The sequence below is a fragment of the Sinobacterium caligoides genome, from assembly GCF_003752585.1.
GTDB lineage: Bacteria > Pseudomonadota > Gammaproteobacteria > Pseudomonadales > Sinobacteriaceae > Sinobacterium > Sinobacterium caligoides.
The window spans coordinates 554279-572063 of the sequence record NZ_RKHR01000003.1 but is presented as its reverse complement, the minus strand read 5'-3'; the positions used below and the strand labels follow the sequence as shown (position 1 = coordinate 572063).

General features: G+C 49.1%; 18 protein-coding genes. 14 read left to right on the top strand and 4 right to left on the bottom strand.

Features of this window, described 5'->3' with window-relative positions:
- The first annotated feature begins 111 nt into the window (after nt 1-111).
- From pqqA to EDC56_RS02710, 7 genes are all read left to right on the top strand, one after another.
- Nucleotides 112-183 (top strand): pyrroloquinoline quinone precursor peptide PqqA, encoded by a 72-nt coding sequence (gene pqqA, locus EDC56_RS20050; protein WP_123711742.1) that lies wholly within the window; start codon nt 112-114, stop codon nt 181-183.
- Nucleotides 184-256: 73 nt separating this feature from the next.
- Nucleotides 257-1171, top strand: a complete 915-nt coding sequence (pqqB, locus tag EDC56_RS02735; protein ID WP_123710985.1) for a pyrroloquinoline quinone biosynthesis protein PqqB — start codon at nt 257-259, stop codon at nt 1169-1171.
- A 53-nt stretch (nt 1172-1224) separates the two neighbouring features.
- Complete coding sequence (gene pqqD, locus EDC56_RS02730; RefSeq protein WP_123710984.1) at nt 1225-1479, top strand: pyrroloquinoline quinone biosynthesis peptide chaperone PqqD; 255 nt, start codon at nt 1225-1227, stop codon at nt 1477-1479.
- A complete protein-coding gene (pqqE, locus tag EDC56_RS02725; RefSeq protein WP_123710983.1) occupies nt 1457-2638 on the top strand; it encodes a pyrroloquinoline quinone biosynthesis protein PqqE in 1182 nt (393 codons plus the stop codon). The genes pqqD and pqqE overlap by 23 nt, the downstream gene beginning before the upstream one ends.
- Before the next feature lie 18 nt (nt 2639-2656).
- Nucleotides 2657-3409, top strand: a complete 753-nt coding sequence (pqqC, locus tag EDC56_RS02720) for a pyrroloquinoline-quinone synthase PqqC (protein WP_123710982.1) — start codon at nt 2657-2659, stop codon at nt 3407-3409.
- Between the two features lie 98 nt (nt 3410-3507).
- The gene (locus EDC56_RS02715) at nt 3508-5757 is read left to right on the top strand and encodes a patatin-like phospholipase family protein (protein WP_123710981.1); all 2250 of its coding nucleotides are present in this window, start codon (nt 3508-3510) and stop codon (nt 5755-5757) included.
- Nucleotides 5758-6124: 367 nt separating this feature from the next.
- Nucleotides 6125-6778: a hypothetical protein gene (locus tag EDC56_RS02710; RefSeq protein WP_123710980.1), complete on the top strand. Its 654-nt coding sequence runs from the start codon at nt 6125-6127 to the stop codon at nt 6776-6778.
- 47 nt (nt 6779-6825) lie between these two features.
- On the opposite strand, the gene EDC56_RS02705 is transcribed toward EDC56_RS02710, so the two are convergent.
- Nucleotides 6826-8781: a VacB/RNase II family 3'-5' exoribonuclease gene (locus EDC56_RS02705; protein ID WP_123710979.1), complete on the bottom strand. Its 1956-nt coding sequence runs from the start codon at nt 8779-8781 to the stop codon at nt 6826-6828.
- 431 nt (nt 8782-9212) lie between these two features.
- Here EDC56_RS02705 and smrA point away from each other — a divergent pair, with 431 nt between their 5' ends.
- Both smrA and EDC56_RS02695 read left to right on the top strand, forming a co-directional pair.
- Nucleotides 9213-9788, top strand: a complete 576-nt coding sequence (gene smrA, locus EDC56_RS02700) for a DNA endonuclease SmrA (protein WP_123710978.1) — start codon at nt 9213-9215, stop codon at nt 9786-9788.
- A 22-nt stretch (nt 9789-9810) separates the two neighbouring features.
- Nucleotides 9811-10674, top strand: a complete 864-nt coding sequence (locus tag EDC56_RS02695; RefSeq protein WP_123710977.1) for a nuclear transport factor 2-like protein — start codon at nt 9811-9813, stop codon at nt 10672-10674.
- Nucleotides 10675-10738: 64 nt separating this feature from the next.
- On the opposite strand, the gene EDC56_RS19550 is transcribed toward EDC56_RS02695, so the two are convergent.
- Complete coding sequence (locus EDC56_RS19550) at nt 10739-11485, bottom strand: J domain-containing protein (RefSeq protein WP_162844058.1); 747 nt, start codon at nt 11483-11485, stop codon at nt 10739-10741.
- Between the two features lie 126 nt (nt 11486-11611).
- Entirely contained in the window at nt 11612-12331 is a 720-nt protein-coding gene (locus EDC56_RS02685) for a hypothetical protein (protein ID WP_245980632.1), read from the bottom strand.
- 288 nt (nt 12332-12619) lie between these two features.
- Here EDC56_RS02685 and EDC56_RS02680 point away from each other — a divergent pair, with 288 nt between their 5' ends.
- From EDC56_RS02680 to EDC56_RS02670, 3 genes are all read left to right on the top strand, one after another.
- Nucleotides 12620-13084, top strand: coding sequence for a gamma-glutamylcyclotransferase family protein (locus EDC56_RS02680; RefSeq protein ID WP_123710975.1), 465 nt, complete (start codon nt 12620-12622; stop codon nt 13082-13084).
- A gap of 132 nt (nt 13085-13216) precedes the next feature.
- Complete coding sequence (locus EDC56_RS02675; RefSeq protein WP_123710974.1) at nt 13217-13837, top strand: elongation factor P hydroxylase; 621 nt, start codon at nt 13217-13219, stop codon at nt 13835-13837.
- 45 nt (nt 13838-13882) lie between these two features.
- Nucleotides 13883-15064, top strand: a complete 1182-nt coding sequence (locus EDC56_RS02670) for a 4-phosphoerythronate dehydrogenase (protein ID WP_123710973.1) — start codon at nt 13883-13885, stop codon at nt 15062-15064.
- Here EDC56_RS02670 and EDC56_RS02665 read toward each other — a convergent pair.
- The gene (locus tag EDC56_RS02665) at nt 15058-15387 is read right to left on the bottom strand and encodes a PA1571 family protein (protein ID WP_123710972.1); all 330 of its coding nucleotides are present in this window, start codon (nt 15385-15387) and stop codon (nt 15058-15060) included. The genes EDC56_RS02670 and EDC56_RS02665 overlap by 7 nt on opposite strands.
- Nucleotides 15388-15573: 186 nt before the next feature.
- Here EDC56_RS02665 and EDC56_RS02660 point away from each other — a divergent pair, with 186 nt between their 5' ends.
- Nucleotides 15574-16698, top strand: a complete 1125-nt coding sequence (locus tag EDC56_RS02660) for an ATP-NAD kinase family protein (RefSeq protein ID WP_123710971.1) — start codon at nt 15574-15576, stop codon at nt 16696-16698.
- Nucleotides 16699-16830: 132 nt separating this feature from the next.
- Complete coding sequence (locus tag EDC56_RS02655) at nt 16831-17784, top strand: class I SAM-dependent methyltransferase (protein ID WP_245980631.1); 954 nt, start codon at nt 16831-16833, stop codon at nt 17782-17784.
- Nucleotide 17785 lies beyond the last annotated feature (1 nt).

Here is a 17785-nt window from a genome sequence, read left to right as displayed (position 1 = left end):
GTGAGGGGCGACGATCTGTTGACTGCGGACGCCGTCTTCATGCTATGATTTTGACGACTTGATACGCCGAACAATAAAACTAACATTAATAATATGTCGTAGGAGAGTGCTATGTGGACCAAGCCAGAGTTTAAAGAGATTCGTTTAGGTTTCGAGATAACCTTGTATCGTTATACGCGATAGTCCCCGCTTCTTTATCTGGGCTGACTGGGTGCTCTAAGCTGCCTAGCAGCCGCCTTTTATAAGTTGTATTACCATGTATATTCGAGTACTCGGTTCGGCTGCTGGCGGCGGCTTTCCTCAGTGGAACTGTAACTGCGCCAATTGTGATGGGCTACGAAAGGGCACCATTAATGCGCAGGCGCGCACACAATCCTCAATTGCGGTGAGTGGCGATGGTGAGCGCTGGGTGCTTTTTAATACCTCGCCAGATATTCTCACTCAGCTGGCCCGTTTTCCGCAAATACAGCCGGCCAGATCCATCCGTGATACAGGCATTGAAGCTATTGTGCTGATGGATAGTCAGATCGACCACAGTACGGGGTTGCTGATGCTACGTGAAGGGTGTCCATTGCCGGTTTATTGTACCGACTGCGTGTTTGAAGACCTCTCTACGGGCTTTCCTGTCTTTGAAATGTTGAAGTCTTGGAATGGCGGTAATCATCGTCATAGTCTGCCTATTGATGGTGAGAGTTTTACGATTAAGGGTATTGATCACCTTCGCTTTTCAACGATCGCAGTCGATGGCAAAGCGCCTCCTTACTCCCCGCACCGCCACAACCCCCATCCAGGCGACAATGTTGGCATGATGATCGAAGATAGCCGCACTGGTAAGCGATTATTTTATGCGCCTGGGTTAGCAGAAATTAGTGCCTCGGTAGCCGCTGCTTTCACGCAGGCAGACTGCCTAATGATTGATGGCACTTTCTGGCGAGGTGATGAAATGAGTTATATGGGCGTTGGCACCAAGCACGCCTTGGATATGGGGCACTTACCGCAATCGGGTAACGGTGGCATGATAGAGGTCTTGCGTGATTACAAACAAGCACGCAAGATACTGATTCATATTAATAATACCAATCCGATATTGTTGGAGGATTCGCCTGAGCGGATGCTGCTAGCAGAAGAGGAGATAGAGGTTAGCTTTGATGGCATGATGATCGAGCTCTAGCGATTGCTTTGTTTTGAGCGTAGCTATATTTTGCTTTTTTGAGGTAACTACTGATGAAGCCTTTACAACTGAACCCGCAATACCGTTTGCAGTTTGAGCAAGCGCAAGACTGTCATGTTCTACTCTTCCCCGAAGGTATGGTACAGCTGAATGAGACGGCCTCAACCATCCTTCTTGCCCTACAGGAACCTAAGAGTCTCGTTGATTTGATTGCTCTGCTACAGGAGCGTTTCCCTGAGGCTGAGGCGCTGGCAGATGATGTGAGAGAATTTGTGGGGATAGCTCGTGAAAAGCAGTGGCTGGTCTAACAAAGTAGCGACGAAGCAAACGTCTTCAATCCCTCTTTGGCTATTGGCGGAGCTGACTTATGCTTGTCCATTGCAGTGTGGTTATTGCTCTAACCCGGTGGACTATCCTCGTTATAAGAAAGGTGAGCTAAATACTGCTGAGTGGGTCGACGTATTTACCCAGGGAAGGGCGCTGGGAGCGTTGCAACTAGGGCTCTCCGGTGGCGAGCCGCTACTTCGCCCCGACTTGGAAGAGCTTATTGCCGAGGCAAGACGGTTGGGCTATTACACGAATTTAATTACCTCCACGGTTGGTATGGACCTGCAGCGTGTTACGCGGCTCCGTGAGGCAGGGGTTGATCATATTCAAGTGAGCTTTCAGGGGGCGAATGCAGCGACTAATGATTATTTTGCTGGTACAGAGTGCTTTGAGCATAAAGTGGCGATGGCAAGAGCTATCAAGGAGAGCGGCCTGCCAATGGTGCTTAACTTTGTGCTGCACCGTGGAAATATTGATCAGTTGCCTGAGATGTTGCTGCTTGCTGACAGCTTGGCAGCAGATTTTGTTGAGATTGCTAATTGCCAGTACTATGGTTGGGCCTGGCAGAATCGTGACGCTTTATTACCTAGTCGGCAACAGTTACAGGAGGCTGAGCGCCTCACGGCCGAGTTTCGCCAGCGTTTAACTCGACCGATGGAGCTGTTTTTTGTTGTCCCAGATTATTATAACGATACACCTAAGCCGTGCAGCAACGGCTGGGGGACGACATTTATTAGCGTGACGCCAAACGGCATGGTACTGCCTTGTCATGGTGCTGTAGTGTTACCGGAGACGGAGTTTCCCGATGTCCGGCAGCAGAGCTTGGCTGATATTTGGCAGAGGACCGAGCTGTTTAATCGCTTTCGTGGTAACCAGTGGATGAAGCAGCCTTGTGCAGGCTGCGAACAAAAAGAAGAAGATTTTGCGGGCTGTCGTTGTCAGGCTTATTTGTTGACAGGAGAGGCAGCAAACACTGACCCGGTCTGCTCGAAGTCTCCTCATCGTCATCTAGTTGATCAGCAGATAGAGCGGGCGGCAGCTTTGATAGGGCGCGTTGATGCTCCGGTAATAGAGAAGAGGAATCCGCAAAATAGCCGAGGCTTAGCTTCTTCGGTTATTGTTCGCAGTACAGAACAGTAGTCATTATTTGAGGAACTTATGTCTGATCTTATCGCGTTAAATCATTTGCCGACGCCACCATCTGAAGGCTGGTCGCGGGAGGAGTTTGAGTGTCAGCTTCGTTCATTGGAGGGGTTGTATCATATTCACCACCCTTTTCATGTCAGGATGAATAGCGGAGGCTGTAGCCGGCAAGAGGTGCAAGGCTGGGTAGCCAACCGTTATTACTATCAGATCAATATCCCGCTGAAAGACGCCAATGTTATTGCTAACACGCCGGATATAGCTGTTCGCCAGCAATGGCTGCAGCGCCTTCTTGATCACGATGGTCGGCCGGGCGCGGAGGGAGGGATTGAGGCTTGGATCACCCTTGGTGAAGCGGTAGGGTTGACTCGAGAAGAGGTTGTTAGCGAGCAGCACGTGCTGCCGGGAGTTCGTTTTGCTGTTGATGCCTACGTTAACTTTGCACGAAATAGTTGTTGGCAGGAGGCGGTGTGTTCATCGCTGACAGAGTTGTTTGCTCCGACGATTCATCAGAAACGCCTAGATAGCTGGCCTGTAGTCTACCCTTGGATTGATGCGCAGGGTTACGGTTATTTTCAGAAGCGCTTATCAGAGGCGAGGCGGGATGTTGAGCATGGCCTGGCAGTGACTTTGGCGTATTTTGATACTGCTGAGCGACAACAGCGAGCTATGACTATCGTTAAGTTTAAGCTAGATATTTTATGGTCACTGCTGGATGCGATGACAATGGCTTATGAGTATGAGCGAGCTCCCTATCACAGTTGTTAACAGAATGTTAAGATAAGCTGTCCGATTGGTAGAGAGTTGTGGCGTGTTGTTCGCGTTAGCTACTCGATAAGTTTGTTGTGATAGCCTAGGAGCTCTTGATGCGTTGTTTTATTGGCACCTTGATAATGTTGTGCAGTTTTTCGCTTTACGCGGCACCGAGTGAGTCGACGCAAAATACAAAGAGTAATAAGCGCCTTACCACAGGCTTGGTCCTCAGTGGTGGAGGTGCTCGCGGCATCGCTCATGTTGGTGTGATCAAGGCCCTAGAAGAAATGGGTATTAAGGTTGATGCTGTAGTCGGCACCAGTGCTGGCTCAATTATTGGCGCGCTCTATGCTTCGGGTATGACGGCGGATGAGTTGGCTGATACTGTTGAGCATATCGACTGGAAAGGCGGCTTTACTGACTCTTCTGATCGTTCGGAAATGCCGATGCGACGTAAGCAAGAAGACTATAAGTTGTTGTTAGATTACCACATCAGCGTCAAAGATGGTGAGGTGAAGCTACCTCGAGGCGCTGTGCAGGGGCAGCACTTAAATCTAATGCTGAAAGAACTGTTTCAGCATGTAGAAAATATTGAAGATTTCGATCAGTTACCGATTCCGTATCGTGCCGTCGCTTCAGATATCGTCACTGGCGATCGCTATGTGTTTAATCATGGTAGTTTGTCGACGGCGACACGTGCCAGTATGGCGATCCCAGGCGTTTACTCTCCCGTTGAATTTGACGGCCACGTGCTTGTTGATGGTGGTATTGCCTCGAATTTACCTGTCGAAGTGGCACAGGCAATGAATGTTGATCGCTTAATTGTGGTCGACATATCAACCCCGCTGAAGAAAAAAGATGAAATTGATAGTTTTTTTGCTGTATCGGATCAAGTACTGACAATTTTGACGCAAAAGAATACTGCCGCCTCAATAGCTAGTATGGGTAAGGGGGATATTTTAATTCAACCTAAGCTCGAGGAAGTGAGTACGTTTTCCTTCGATCAGATTGAGTTGGCCTTTAAAAGGGGCTATGAGGCGACGATGGCGCTGCAACCACAGTTGTCTCAGTGGGCAGAGCCTGAGGCGATCGATCACGGATTTGTGATTACTCAGGATGCACCAAGAATAGATTTTATTGAGGTAGATAACAACTCGGCAATTAGCGATAAATTGATACGTGCTCGCTTAGATCAGAATGTTGGAGAGGCGTTCGATCGAGATTTGTTAATGGAGAATATCGCCAATATTTATAGCTTGGATTACTTCCGGCTAATCGATTACCAGCTGGTTAAAAAAGGTGATCAAACAGGTTTGAAGATAATTACGAAAGAACGAAAGTGGGGGGCAAACTATATTCGTATAGGGGGGAACTTCGCTGACGATGTTAACGGTAAGAGTGAATATAATCTTGGTATTAGCTATCGTTTGAAGGGGATTAATAAGTTGGGGGCAGAGGCATATGTCTTTGGTCAAATCGGTAACAAGATGGCCTTTGAAACTAATTTTTATCAGCCTTTAGATTACAGCTCAAACTTCTATGTTGAGCCCTATTTTAAGTATCGAGGAAAGCATATTATCAGAGAGTTTGATGTGCTTAACCTTGAGGGGGGCAGATCTGTAGATGGCTTTGCGACAGACGATGGGAAGGAGCAGGATTGGTGGGTGAAGCGAGGAACGTTTGGCTTCGACCTAGGCAGCACCTTACTTAACTCGATTGATATGCGTGTCGGTGTGTTTACTGCCTCCGGTGGGTTTAAGCCTGATGGCGATGTTTTTTCAGAGGATACCTATCATTTCAATGAAGGGGGGTATCGTGTACAGACGAGCTACGACAGTATGGATAATGTTAGCTTCCCTAGCAAAGGCTTCTGGTTTAACTTTGTCGGAGAGGATAATAAAGAGAGTATGGGTAGTGATGATGAGTTCAAGCATATCATCGCTCGCCTAGGTGGTGCTTATAGTTTAGGTGACCATACCCTGTCGGCTGAGCTCGGTACTGAACAATACCGTAGCGCTGATTTGGAGCCGCAATATATGGCGACTCTAGGTGGCTTTCGCCGCTTGTCAGGTTATTCCAGTGATGCTTTGGCTGGGGCTTACAGTGCGATGGGACGAATACAGTACCGTTATCGCCTCACAGATCGTTCGATGTTGCCCGTCGACTTTCCGGCCTATTTTGGCGCGACCTTTGAAGCAGGTAATGTCTGGGACCAGCGTTCGATGATGTCTACCGATGATTTGATTCACGCCGGTAGCATCTATCTAGCGCTGGATAGCCCCATCGGAGCTATGTATTTTGCTTATGGTAGGGCTGAAGGCAGCCAAAGCGCCTTCTATCTGAGTATTGGTGAGAGTTACTAGCCTCACTGGCTAGCTGAGATCAACTGTTAGTAGATAGCTGTCTAGTTAGGTTTGCCACTGACGATACTGTTGCTATGTTGATTGCCGTGATAGGGCGCCCCGGTACCAATGGGGTGTTCTGTTGCTAATATATATCTGTATTTTGCTAGCTAAAACTTATCTTATGACTATCCTTGATGGTGTTATTCGACTCTTGCTGGGCTTGAGTCTGCAGTAAGGCTATAATATTCTTTATCACCAGTCGGCGACTTATTAAAGTGCGCATAGAATATATTGGGTGGAGTATTGCTGGCTTATGCCTTAGAGTTACTTAAGGTGTGCTTTGCCTTCTAAAACGACAAAAACAATAAGAAATATAGGTTCCACCATGACACAACGTAGTTTTAACATTCTATTTAGAGGCCAGACGCTTCCCGATTTTGATGTGGACGTTGTTAAAAACGAGCTGACTAAGCTGCTCAAGCTAGACGAAAAGCGTATTACGATACTATTTTCAGGACGTTTAATTACAATTAAGAAAAACTTGTCTGAAATAGATGCTCAGCGTTATATCGATATTTTTGCTGACTTAGGCGCAAAGGCCTTATTGAACGAGGTTGTTGAGGAAGAGGTACCGACAACTAACAAGGCTGTTGAGGCTGAGGCGGCGATAAAATTTAAGAACGAAACCTCTAAAAGTGACGCTGCTCCAATTGAAGACTCCAGAACTGAGGCACTTAAGGATAAAAACCCTAAGGCCGAAGATGGCTTGGTGGTGGCGAGATTTTTGACGGAGAAGCTAGTCGCCGAGGAGTCAGCGGTTGAATCAGATAGTATTACTGAGGTTGTGCCGTCGTCTGCCAAAGTGGAGCGTGTCGATATAGCGGAGGTTACAAGTGCTGAAAAGATTGAATGCCCCCGCTGTAACCATCTTCAGGCCCACGGTATTATGAGTTGTGAGCACTGTAATATGGACCTTCGTCGACACTTGTTACGGCTGGAAAAACGTCAGCGTTTGCGAGCGAACTTAACTGTTAATTGATGTCCTTTTAAAGAGGCGCTATTCGCGCCTCTTGTCGACTACGCCTTTTAAGTAGACGGAGCGGCTTTAGTTGGAACAAGCTCAAACTCGATGTTTCTGGTCTCAGTATCGACGTTGGATACCTTGATCGTAACTGCTTGCTCGAGTAGAAAGCGATTTTCGGCATTACTTAATATCCAGCGTGTTTGGTCTAGGCTCATACGCTTAGCTTTTTCTTTACTGCGTAGGCTGACAAAACCAACGATGCCATTCTCATCGAGCCGTACATTGAATCCGCTGCTGGTAGTATGGCTGATGACACCGGTAAACTCTTTACCCTGATGTGCTTGCATGTATTGGCAACATAACCAACGTTCAATTTCGTTACTGGCCTGGCGGCTGCCTTTGAGGGCTACGCTGAGCTGCTCAAGAAGCTCATTGCTGATAGAGGCTGCTACCTTGCCGCTAAGGTGTGCCTTGATCGCGCGGTGGTTAATTAGGTCGGTATATTTTCGAATCGGCGAAGTAAACGTTGCGTAGTGGTCGAAACCAAGGCCGAAGTGTGCCCCAGGTTGGCGACTGACCTCTGATCGCTGCAAGCTACGGTTGAGGATAGGGCGTAGGGGGAGCTCGTGCTCGAGGTCATCTAGTTTACGGATGATATTCTTGTAATTATCAAGCTCGTGTAGCTCTTTTACTTCGTAGCCAAGCTCTTCGCTAAGGAGTTTCTCTACGTCGCCAAGCTTTTCTTCCTTAAAACCTAGGTGATTGATATGTAAGCTTTCGATCTGATGGAGATCGAGGTAGCGGGCGGTTGCGAGGTTGGCGGCTAACATGCATTCCTCGATGAGGCGGTGGGCGTCATTTCGCTTCACTTCGTAGATGCTTTCTATTCTGCCGTCGTCATTTAGCTGAAAGCGGAAGTCACTGCGCTCAGGCATGATGAGACACTGCTGTTGTCGCCAATGATGGATAGCTTGTGTAGCGTTCCTTAGGTTGTCGATGAGCTCTTGCTGTTGCTCCGTTAGTGTATGGTGAGCCTGTTCGAGATAATGACCGACATTTTGGTAGCTTAATTTGGCGTGGGAGCGTACCACGGCCAGCGTAAAGTCTTGCCCGACAACCTCACCACTGAGGCTGACATCAAGGGTTAGAACCAGTGCTAGCCGATCTTCGTCAGGGCGTAATGAGCAGAGGTTGTTGGTGAGCTCACTGGGTAGCATCGGTGCGAGCCCACCGGGTAGGTAGCTCGATATCATTGTTTTTTGGGCTAGAGTGTCGAGTGCCGAGCCTGGGGTGACGAATGCGCTGGGGTCGGCGATAGCGACTTGTAGCTTCCAGCCTTGCTCGGATGGCTGAGCAAAAACAGCATCGTCCATATCTTCTGTCATGGTGGCGTCGATAGTGACGAAAGGAGTGTCACGTAGATCCTGCCGTTGTAACGCGAGGTCATCGATAGTGCTTTGGTCGATTGCGTTGACCTCAGCGCGTACGTCTTCGCTGATTGCGGGTGTTAGGCGATATTTGGCGGTGATGTAGGCGTGCTCGATACCTCGGTCGTCGGCATGACCAATAAGCTCAACAACACTGGCTTGTGCCTTACCCGACTTGATGGGGTGGCGATTAATTTTGGCGACGACGTAGCTACCGGCCTGTACCTTTTTGTGCTCTGAAGGGGGAATGTAGATAAGCCTTGAGAACCCGTTGATATCAGGGTTAACGAACAGTGTTTTGCCGCGTTTGACGATTGAGCCATGAAAAGTGTTGAGCTCAGAGTGGATCAACTCGTCGACTTCGGCAAATTCCTTATCTTGTTTGTCCTTATTGAGGCTGACTTTTATGCTGTCGCCAGCAAAAACCTTGTCCATTTCATCGGGGGGGAGGAAAATTTCACGACCATCCTCAAGTATGGCGAAGCCGAAGCGCTGCCTCGTGCCCTTGACCGTAGCTGTAAATGTGGCTTTATTAGCTTTTAGTTCAGCCTTGAGCTGTCCCAATTGAGACATGATGTTGTTGTCGAGCATGTGAATACCGATAAAATTGTGAGCGATGTAGCGCGAATGAAGGTTGCCGCGCGGCGTCTTTAAAGTTCCAGTCTCATGTTTTGGGTGTATCGAGCCTGCTGCTGATGTTGTTATCTGTGTTGGGAGTAATAAAACGTTCGTCTACCTGTAAGTGCTCTGTTGCCGGAAGCGCTTCCGGATTCAACAAGGATATCGTAGTAAATACAGGCAAGTTTGTCTCTCTTAGTCGATAGTGAATAATTTGCCGCATTTTATCATTGCGGCTATTGCGACAACAACAGTAGGCGGTCAAATTAGTCGGACTATGTATTTTCCTGTAGGGAGAATAGTCTTATACTGCTCGGCAGTCATCTTTGGGTACGTTATGCCATGAATGGGTAGTGCAGCAATAGAGCGACAGACTGGCTACGTGGGAGTGAGAGGCACAATAGATGAGCGATGATTTCAATGATTTCCTGCAACAGATGGGAGATGTCGAGCCGTACAAGGGGCAGCAGCGAGCAGACTTGAAAAGGGTGGCGAAGGCTACACCAGGGACTGAACGCCGACGTATGGCTGCGGTGAGCTGTGAGCAGGCAGATGATAACTTTTTAACCAGTAGCCATGTGCCGGAGGTCGGTCCTTTTGATGTCCTTGAGTTTCAGCGTGAGGGCGTGCAACATGGTGTTTTTAAGAAGTTACGTCGTGGCCGTTATGAGATAGAGGCGACGGTTGACTTGCATAATATGACGGTTGAGCAGGCCAGAGTAGAGGTGTTCGACTTTATTCGTCAGTGTTTAACTTATGAGTTGCGTACTGTGTTAATTACTCACGGTAAGGGTGACCGTAATTTGGACAACCCTGGGATTATCAAAAGCTGTACGGCGTTATGGTTGAAGCAAATCGATGAGGTTATCGCCTATCACAGTGCAGAGCCTCGCCATGGTGGCGTAGGTTCTGTCTACGTCATGTTGAAGAAGAGCCGTGCGGGAAAAGACAAGACTCGAGAAGAGTTTGAGGGTTTATAATGTTTAACATAAGGATATAGCGGTGCAACACTATACGACAGAGCAGAAGTTAGCCGTGGTACAGGCCTCGCCCAAAGCGGTTGCAGAGCATGATAGGCGTGCCTGGTTGGCCCTATTTGCGGATTATAATATTGTTGAGGATCCCGTTGGCTCAAGACCTCATATCAGCGGCGTTTTTGACCGTCGTGATGGGCGGCGGGGCAAGGGGCCTTTGGGACGTTTTTACGACTCATTTATCGCCCCTAATACGATTCGCTTTGATGTTCGGCGTGACATTGTTAACGGCGATACTGTGATCAGAGACTTGAATATTGAAATTACAATGTCAAAACGGGTTGTTGTCAGTGTGCCTATGCATCTCAGTTATCAACTCTGTGAGCAAGGTGGAGAGCTGAAAATTAGTCGTTTGGCGGCACATTGGGAGATTCTCCCGATGGTTATTCAGGCCTGCAGTTTCGGTCTGGACAGTCTTTCGACCATGACAAAAATGGGCATCAGGCTGCTGAGAAACATGGGCTTTTCAGGTATGTGTGGCTTTATGTCAGGGGTTCGTGGTATTGGTCACAATGGCAAGGTATTGGTGGATGAGTTGTTTTCAGCTCTCAATAGTCAAAATGCGAACCACCTACAGTTATTAGTTGATAGCGAGCAGTCGGGGCCATGTTTCATCGGTGCCGATGGCGTGGCAATGAGTAGCAGCCATTTTGTTTTGAAGCATCCAGGCCGATTTAGTGTTGATAAGGTCTTATGCTCTGGTTACAGCTGTAGCGCGAGCTTTGAGTACCATGATGGCGAGCGGAGTCTTCCTGGTGTCATGATTGCGGAGTGCTGCCGGCATACAGGTAAAATAACGGCGGCACGATTTTATGTCGATAATGCCGAGTAGTTGAGGTATCAAATAGTCCTTTAGTTATTTGTTTGGCTGATTAGCCAAGGTGGAAAAGACTGCTCTAACCGATGAGTGTGTCTTTCGCCTGATTGATCTGTGCGGCGATGAAATCACTGCCGCCACGATCAGGGTGCATTTTTTGAATTAAGCGCTTATGCGCCTTGATGATCGTTTCTTTATCGCTACCTTCTTGCAGTCCCAATATCGCCAATGCTTCTCGTCTATCCATGGCTGTTGCTCTGGGTTGTTGTTGTTGTTGTTGTTGTTGTTGTTGTTGTTGTTGTTGTTGTTGTTGTTGTTGTTGTTGATGATGATGATATTTTGCACCGCCATTACGTCGAAGTCGATAGGCTGCCAACAGGCGGCGTGCCTTGGCGTCGGCGGCACAGTCTTTGGCGACCAAGTCGAGCTGTTGTTCGTTAAGCTCGCTGAGTTTTTTCCCCGTAAACTCTCCTTGTAATACCACGCCGTCGACAGTGCCGTTGCTGGGCTCTATGCTGAGCTCAATAATGGCGCTGCTGATTTTTGCCGCGCTTATACCGCTATTGCCGATAAGTTTGCCCAGGGTAGGTAGGTAACGAATGAGTAGAGGTAGCCAGCGGCGGCCACTAGCGACAATGCCGGTGGCGATAGCAACGAGCCAGGAAGCTTTGCCAGTGGCTGCTGCAAATATTGTGATGATTAGTACTGCCCCAAGGCCGTAGCGCCAGAGTAATTTTCGTCTTTCAGCAGGTGATGCTTGCTGATAGAGGGTGTAGACGATATAGACGGCAAGAACCAAGGCCAATAATAGAATCAAGCGAGACAAGAGAGGAGCTCCAGGCGGACGATTTACGCATACTCTAGCGATATTAAGGTTAGGCTTGAAGGTAATATACAACAACAGGGTGTTTATTGTTATCGATGTACGCAAGGGCAGTGCTGTACTCGTCCTTTAGTGTGGTGGTGTATCCGTCGCCGCACGCGTCAATAGTATCGAGATTGCCGATAAGGTATCGGGATCTTGGTCTTTGATCTGGTTGGCGATATGGTGTTGGAAAAAGTACCTAAACGACGGGTTTTCAGTTGATGGATATAAACAGGGATCTCCAGGTAGGACCGGAGTACTGGTGATTTTCTCCTCATCGATCAGCATTGCTTGTATGCGGCCATCGGCCAACAGTCGCCAGCTAAGCACCTCTGTTAGAGTGATTGAGTGAGACTTTTCTTCACAGAGTAGTGCGTGTGTGCCAATGGTATCTGCAAACTCCTGCAATATCACATCGTCGCAGTCGGCTTCTGTGGCAAAGTATTCGGCTGATTGATGCAAGCTGTTAACTTGGTGCAAAGGGGCTTCGTCGAAGATGTATTCATTAGAGGGTTCAAAGAAGCCCTCCCAGCGCCCGTCGAGGGGGTCGTTTAGGAGCTGGCAGGGGCGAAGTTCCTCTAACCAGGGAACTAGGGCGTCAATTTCACCGTTATCGCGTAGCGCCCAACAGAGAATGCTCATACGGAAGAGTTTATTGCTGCAGCCATTATTGGTATACAGCATGCTGAGGCCATCGCACTCAGGCGCGATACGAATGATTCGGGACTCTTGCTCTTCGCGGACAGGGCGCCCGCTAAAGATACTAATAATATTGGAGTTCTTTGTTTTGTGGGAGTCCATCTGCATGATACTAACCTGCTGGCGGTGCTACGGCCTTGGATGAGTTGACTGGTTGCAGCCCTTCTCTTTGTATGCAATTGTGGCGTTAAAGTTAACCTTACCTCTGTATTTACAGTATAGAACATTCATCTCTCGCCGCTATTTCGTTTGGGGTGTTTGTTTCGGGGCTGTTACTGCATCGGTGGCGGGAGGTGAATGTGAAGATGACTGCATTGTTAGCTTATTGTTATGCTGTGTTGATAACTGATGGCGGGGGAGTCGATCTCCACGACGAATATGATGATAGGGTGACTGATGACGTGTTATTACTTTGCTTATGGCTCGAACATGAATGTTGAGCGTATGCGTGAGCGTGGATTGACGGTAGTGTCTAGCCAGCTGGGTAAGATATCTGATTGTGAGTTGTTATTCGATAAGGCGGCTCATAACGACCCTGGTGCAAGTTATGCCAACATAGGCTATCGCCAAGGTGGAATCGTGGAGGGGGTGTTGCACGAGTTAGTGGATGTATCGAATATAGCCTTACTCGATCATTTCGAGGGAACCCCCATTCGTTATAGCCGAGAATGCTACCCTGTCGAAACAGTGGGTGGAACGATGATTGCGGCTTGGGTGTATGTCGCCAATCCAGGCCATCGACAAGCTGGTTTGCGGCCGAGGCGTTGGTACCTGGAGCACCTACTGTGTGGGGAGAGTTACCTGACCCCGAGCTATTTTGCCAAGCTAACGAAAACACGTTGCATTGATGAGGTCGTGTAATCGTTGTCGTCATCAAGGTCAGGAGCGGCAAGTTATACCTGTGCGCTAGGTCACTGGCCAGGGTGAAGTGCGCGGGGATATAATATTTACTCCCCTATTTGTTGATGTTTTTTCGAGGTGCCTTTGGCTTCCATGACTGTTGATCTAGATAAGCCTACGGGGTTGCCGCAGGCCGATGTGACAGGGCGACATAACTACCCGAAGCTCATTGAGTTGTTTAATGCTTGTTTTGCTGAGAGAGATTATCGTGATGGCAGCAATACGCGACTCATCTGTGGGCAGGGTGAGCCAATTTATTATCCAGCTGGCATGCCTGAGGAAGACAGTGGTCACGATTATCATCGCATCATCTTTGCCCATGGCTTCTTTGCTAGTGCGTTGCATGAGTTAGCGCATTGGTGTGTCGCGGGGCAGGAGCGGCGTTGTCTAGTAGATTTTGGCTATTGGTATATACCCGACGGTCGCACAGCGGCACAACAACAGGCTTTTGAGCGTGTCGAGGGACGTACCCAGGCAATAGAGTGGTTATTGGCGAGTGCCTGTGACTATCGCTTTTGTGTTTCAGTTGATAACTTGACTGGCGAGGCGGGTGATAGCCAGGGATTTAAAGCGTTGGTCTACCAGTATCTGCAAGGTTATTTGCAAGCGGGAGTCAATGAGCGAACACAGTGTCTAATCAACGCCTTTTCTACTCACTTTGGTGTCAAAGAGCCCATGGCCGCTGAGCGCTTTCAGCTCGACCAGCTGAGCTAAAGTTACGCTTTACATAGTCTATAAACTTATTAATTAGAGAGAACCATGAAAATCGTTGCCGATGAAAACATCCCTCTTGCCGCTGAGCTTTTTTCCTCTTTTGGTGAGGTGATTAAGGTAGCCGGGCGTGATGTCACAGCGGCTCAGGTTGCTGATGCCGACATGCTGATTGTGCGCTCAGTTACGCCGGTGAATCAGGCGTTGCTGGAGGGTAGTCAGGTGAAGTTTGTTGGTACCTGTACCATAGGTACGGACCATGTCGATCTTGAATACCTGCGTCAACAGGGTATTGGTTTCAGTAATGCGCCTGGCTGTAATGCCACGTCTGTCGTCGAATACGTGCTGTCTTGTTTTGCACAATTATGGCAGCGCCATGGCATTGAATTTTTAAGCAGGCGTATCGGTATTATTGGCCTGGGGATGGTTGGTGGCAGCCTATACCGTCGCCTACAAGCGATGGGGGTGGATTGTGTGGGTTATGACCCTCTGATTCCTCAAGATCGCTTTGATAATATGGGCAGTCTGACCGAGGTACTGGCCTGCGATATTGTCTGTCTGCATACGCCTCTCACGACGACGGGTGATTATCCTAGTTATCATATGATTGGCGAAAGTGAACTGAAGTTACTGAACAAGGGGGCGGTGTTACTCAATGCGGGGCGGGGCGGTGTGATCGATAATAAGGCGCTATTAGCTCACCTACAGCACCAGCGAGATTTGCACGTTATTTTAGATGTGTTTGAAGGCGAACCGTCGATCGATTTAAGACTATTCCCTTATCTGGAGGTCGCCACACCGCATATTGCCGGTTACAGTTTTGACGGCAAGGTGACCGGGACGAGTATGATTTTTGAGGCAGCTTGTCGGCATTTTAGTTGTGATGAAGGGAAAGGGGCGGAGGGGTTGATCGGGGCGGCGTCACTGAGTCATCAGGCACAGTCAGTACTTGCTTGCTCGGAAGGGTTGTATGCGGCTATCTATGCCTTAACACAGGGGGTGTACCCGGTGCTGGAGGATGATCGACGTTGTCGTGAGGCATTGCTGGCCGCTGAGCGACGAGGTGAGGTGGCGGTGGCATTTGACGGCTTGCGTAAGAACTATCCCGAGCGACGACAATGGCGAGGCTTAGCTGTTGAGACGCCAGAGGCCTTGACGGCGGCAGAGCGGCACGTCTTTGCCGCCTTAGGTGTCTCGCTGGCCGGAGAGGCGACAGGTGTTTCTCAGTGAGCGATACGACGGCGGTTGAGGTAACCTTGCAATAGCCTGCGTAGACGAGAGCTAAGTTTTTTGGGCGGGACGGAGGCAATTAATTGATTGCAAGCAGTGTCGATCATCTGTGCAGTAATTTCAACTTCGTTGCCTTGTTCGTCGATGATCGCGGCATGGTGCAGGTATTTTTCGTCGAGTAAGGGGTATTCCTTCTTTGCAAAGCTCGTCTTCTGCTGTCTACTTTGGTCGTGTTCGTTATTACGCTTGTCATTAACATTGTCATCACGACGACTATGACGTTGGGAGCTTGAGGAGATATTCGTTTTGTTATCAGTTCCCATGGGCTTACTCCATACCGTTAATCTGTTTATTCTACTGTGGTGAGAATAGTCTTTAGGGCTATAGAATAGAGGTGGCTTATTTCAGTTTAGTGTCAGTGTGATAATTTACCTGTTTTACTTCTTTATTTGGCGCTTGTGAGTGGCAAATTTGTTGTTTAAATCTTGCTAGCTACCGTGGATCTTGAAATGTTTAAAATCGGTTTGGTGATTAACCCTTATGCGGGCCTCGGAGGAAGCGTGGGGCTGAAGGGGAGTGACGGTGCGGAAGTTCGTGCAGAGGCTTTGGCCTTGGGGGCCGTCTCAAAAATTGGAGCGAGGCTGCAGATTATGCTTGCGGGATTGGAGCAGTATCGTGACCGCATCGAGTTTGTGGGGTTCGGCGGTGTATTGGCGGGAGACTATCTCGCATCGCAGGGTTGGCATTGCACAATTATTGGCGAGCCTTTAGCAGAGGTGACGACAGCTAGCGATACGGTTGTGGCGGCGAAGGCGCTGGAGCGATATGGCATTGATCTATTGATATTTGTCGGTGGTGATGGAACGGCACGTAATGTCTTTGATGCGGTTAGTGAGGAGCAGCCTATACTAGGCTTGCCCTGCGGAGTGAAGATGCACTCCGGTGTGTTTGCTGTCTCGCCTCAGGCCTGTGCCGAGGTGGTGAAGATGCTGCTCGAGGGCAAGCTCGTTACGCTGGGGATGCGAGAAGTAAGAGATATCGATGAGCAACAGCTGCGCAGCGGCAGGGTGCAGTCAAAATATTACGGCGAATTGCTAGTGCCAGAGGCAGGACGTTTCATCCAGGCGACAAAGGTGTCTGGACGAGAAGTTGAGGAGTTAGTGGTTGCCGACATTGCCGCAGAGGTTATTGAGTCGATGACTGATGATACGCTGTATATTGTTGGCCCAGGGACTACACCTGCGGAGGTGATGGCTCAGCTGGGGTTAGCGAACACGCTTCTAGGGTTTGATCTGGTTTGCGATGAGGCACTATTGGCGAGTGATGTGAGTGAGCGACAGCTGCTGCAGGCGGTCGAAGCCCATGCCGGGGATATCAAGGTGGTTATCACGGCAACCGGTGGTCAAGGGCATTTGATCGGTCGCGGTAATCAGCAGCTGAGTGCCCAGGTTTTGGCTCAGCTTGATCGCTCGGCGTTGATGATTATTGCAACGAAAACGAAAGTGTTAGAGCTGGAAGGGCGTCCTCTAAGAATAGACTCTTCAGACCTGCAAATAGATCGTCGCTATAGCGGATACTATCGCGTGATCTGCGGTTATCGAGACTACATTATGTATCAGTTGTCGGGCGACTGACGCCTTCTTCGGCCTAGAAACCCATGATGAGAGGAGGGAAGGTGGGGGCGGCTCGTTTGCGCTGTGACTGTTGCCTGGTTGCTGTAATCCGTATAATGCGTCAATTGTCTCTACTTCTATTGGCGTATTTTCATGCTCAGTCCTCCCCTGTTATCTGTTAGCTCTAATCTCTCGGCAATACTCTCGGTTGTGGAGTCGTCACTGTTGCAAAGTCGGCGCCTGCTACACGGTCGCGGACGTTGTTATGAGGGGCTGGAGCAAGTCACGATAGATTATCACCCCGGAGCGGTAATGCTGACCTTATTTGCACCGCTTGAGATGCTAGATGAGCTGCTGGCAGAGCTACAGGGGTGTATTGATGGTTCAAATCAGCCTCAGACGGCGATGATCATTCAGCGCCGCTTTCTCGAGGGAACCCCCTCTGAGCTGTTTTGTGGCGTCTTGCCGGAGCCGGCGATTGCACGTATCGGTGACTCGGTCTTTGCTTTGCAATATATGAGCAAGCAGAATATCGGTTTTTTCTTGGATATGGCGCCGGGGCGTGATTGGTTACAGCAGCGGGTATCGGGTAAGAAAGTGTTAAACCTCTTCTCTTATACCTGCGCCTTATCTGTGCTGGCAACGCGAACTGGCGCTACCGAAGTGATCAATATGGATATGAGCAAGGCGGCGCTCTCTGTCGGACGTCAGAATCACTTGTTGAATGATTTGCCGGCTAAGCAGCATGGTGTACAGTTCCTTGCCCACGATATTATGAAGTCCTTCGGCAAGCTCGATAAATTGGGCCCCTACGATATTATCATCTGCGATCCGCCATCTTTTCAAAAGGGCAGTTTTGTCGCGGAGCAACACTACCGTAAGTTATTGAGCAGGATGTTGCCGATGTTGGCGCCATCGGCTGAGGTGTTGCTGTGTTTAAACGCACCAGAGATGAGCCCTGCTTTTATCACCTCACTGACCGATGAACTGTGGCCAGGGGTACGTTTCGTGCAGCGTTTGCCGGAGCACCCTGACTATCCTGAGGCAGAGCGAGACCGAGGCCTGAAACTTCTGCATTACATTAACGAGGCAGTGGTGACCGCTTAAA